2 protein-coding genes and 1 pseudogene are annotated in these 2270 nt (G+C 66.2%); all 3 read left to right on the top strand.

Going from position 1 to position 2270, the window contains the following annotated elements:
* Nucleotides 1-220: 220 nt before the first annotated feature.
* The 3 genes and pseudogenes from B9S61_RS37060 (at nt 221) to B9S61_RS41320 (ending at nt 1824) form a co-directional block, all read left to right on the top strand.
* Nucleotides 221-502, top strand: coding sequence for a hypothetical protein (locus tag B9S61_RS37060; protein ID WP_258040070.1), 282 nt, complete (start codon nt 221-223; stop codon nt 500-502).
* Nucleotides 503-922: 420 nt separating this feature from the next.
* Nucleotides 923-1063 (top strand): annotated as a pseudogene (locus B9S61_RS37055) (undecaprenyl-diphosphatase); the annotation flags it as partial.
* A gap of 443 nt (nt 1064-1506) precedes the next feature.
* Nucleotides 1507-1824 carry a hypothetical protein gene (locus tag B9S61_RS41320; protein ID WP_219820003.1) on the top strand — a complete coding sequence of 106 codons (318 nt, stop codon included), beginning with the start codon at nt 1507-1509 and terminating at the stop codon, nt 1822-1824.
* The last annotated feature ends 446 nt before the right edge of the window (nt 1825-2270 follow it).

Genomic DNA, 2270 nt, shown 5'->3' with positions numbered 1-2270 from the left:
CCCGAGCGTCTGGAGGGGGCACGCGTCGCCACCGTCCAGCCCAAGGCCTGGGACGGGGCCGGCGTCCGGGTGCTCGACCTCGCTCCGTGAGATACACCTAACCCCTGAGTAACTCTGGGTCGTCCGCCTCCCGGCGGACGACCCAGAGCGCCTGCTTCCCCTTACTCGGTACTATCCCTGGTCCTCTTCCGGAGCGAGCGGTTCCTCAACCGGTGCCTCAGTGCCGTCACTAGAGTCTTCGTCCTTCTTCGGCCAGGCGTCCTTCACCTCAAGCGCGGACGTGCTGGGACGCTGCGGCGCCACGCACGCCCGGGAGGTCGCGCCGTACCGGTCGTGGCTCGCGGTGGCCCTGGCCGACGCGAACGAGCCCGAGCAGGCCGCCGAAGAGGCCAAGAACGTCATCGCCGCATCCGGGAACCTCTCCTCTGAGCGCACGGAGGACGTGCCCGAGGTGCGTGAAGTACTCGCCGACTACGGGCGCTTGTTGCTTGTCCGATCGTGACAGTGGTACTGCCTACCGATCCGCGTAGAGCCCTCGGAGATGGCGGCTCAGGCGGTCCTGAAGGGTGTCGAGCGCCGTCCGGGCTGCTACCGCGCTTCGGTGTGGCTCCAGCCACTCCAACACACTGGCGGTAGTTCGCGGACTTCGAGTCGCGCAATGTGGGCGCGGAGGTGCAATGCGGATTCCGTTACCGCTGCCCGGAATTGCTCACTCATCCTGACCCCGGGCGGGCAGCTCGTTCGCCGCCATGCTGCCTTCAAGCGCGTGCTGTATCTCGATGATTGATTCCCGCTGCAAACCCGGTGACTGCGCTTCGTGGCCAGCGATGGAGAGCACTGGAAGGTGCCATCTCCCACTGCTCTCGCATTCGATCTTGGAAAGTGGTGGAAAACAGCAGGTCAAGTCCGCTCGGTCAAAGTCGTCATAAGTTCGTTCATGAAGTTCATCTCCCACAAGAGCTTCATGCCGTTCGTCTGGTACCGGATCGTGCTGGGCATCGTCATCATTGTGCTGGTCAGCATGGGTGCGCTGAGTCCTCATGCGGCTGAATCCGGCGGCTGAACCAGGGCCGCACAGGTAGCGCTATCGAGCATTTCCTAGCGCCTGATTGCAGCACCACGCCATGATCATCTCCCACTTGTCTCCCACTCATCTCCCACCGGGGAGGCGGGATACGTCCCACTAGGACGTGTGCGTCCGCAACGTAGGGGATGACGCGGAAGGGCCCGCACGTCCGTGCGGGCCCTTCCGTACAGAGGGTGGAACGGGTCATCTGAGGTTCATGGCCGGCGTAGGCTGCGACCCTCTCCACGAGGAAACGCAGCCGTTCGTCCACCGTGTCCCAGGCAGCACCCTGTGAGGTCGTCCAGCGCGGCGCCCGTCAGGATGAGCCAGCCGAGGCGCGCTTCCATGTCCTCCCACGTGTGCGCGGCCTCGACTGCCTCACTATGCGGACCCGTGCCCCGTGCCCCGTTATGGCGACTTCCCTCATATCCCCGTTGATCGTGAGGACCTGGAGGAGCCGGACGTCCCCGGCCGCCGGTGATCTCATCCGGCGCGCGGCCGTGGAGCTGGTGCTCCAGGGCCGCCGCGCCGTGAAGGGCCTCCGCGACCTCGCCCAGCTCCTGACTGATCTTGAGCACGCGCACCGGCTCCGCCGCACGCCGCCCATCCTCGAAAGGCCCCTCCACCAGACCGACTCACGGGCGCTCCTCGCCCGCCGTTCGGCCCATGAGATCTGCGCCGTCCCGCGCTACCGCGCACGACGCCGTGGGCCGAGCCACACCCGATGGTGGCCCGAGGGCCGGCACACCGGGATATGACTGGACGACGAGGACATCGTCTGCGCTGAGGCCGGGCCGATCCTGCACGACTCGCGGTGTACAAGGTCACACAACGCCATCAATACTGAGCGGCGGTCTTCGCACAGCTCGCGGCGAGTCAGATGTGGTGCCAAAATCGCAGCGGCGTCTCGCCATGGACATCTTCGAGTTCCGGCGGTGTCCCTGAGGAGACATTTTGCTGCCACCGGCCGGACGCGACAACGCCGCTGATCGCCGAAGCCCCGAGCAGGACACCGATGAGACCCGTCAATGCACCAGCCGGGACACGCATCGGCCTCCACCAAGACCCTTGACGGCCTCACACGAGTATGGCCAGCCCTGACGCGGAACAGCGGCGCGGGAGCGGTCAGTTCTTTCGCCACCAGTACCTCGATCACCTGGCCGTGCGTCAGGTCCGCCCGCGAATCCGGCGGCCGCAGCCCGTC

Origin of the sequence: Streptomyces sp. SM1 (assembly GCF_002910825.1) — a bacterium.
In the GTDB taxonomy this organism is placed as follows: Bacteria; Actinomycetota; Actinomycetes; order Streptomycetales; family Streptomycetaceae; genus Streptomyces; species Streptomyces okerensis.
The sequence above is the reverse complement of the archived record's forward strand: the minus strand, read 5'-3'. Positions and strand labels throughout refer to the sequence as shown.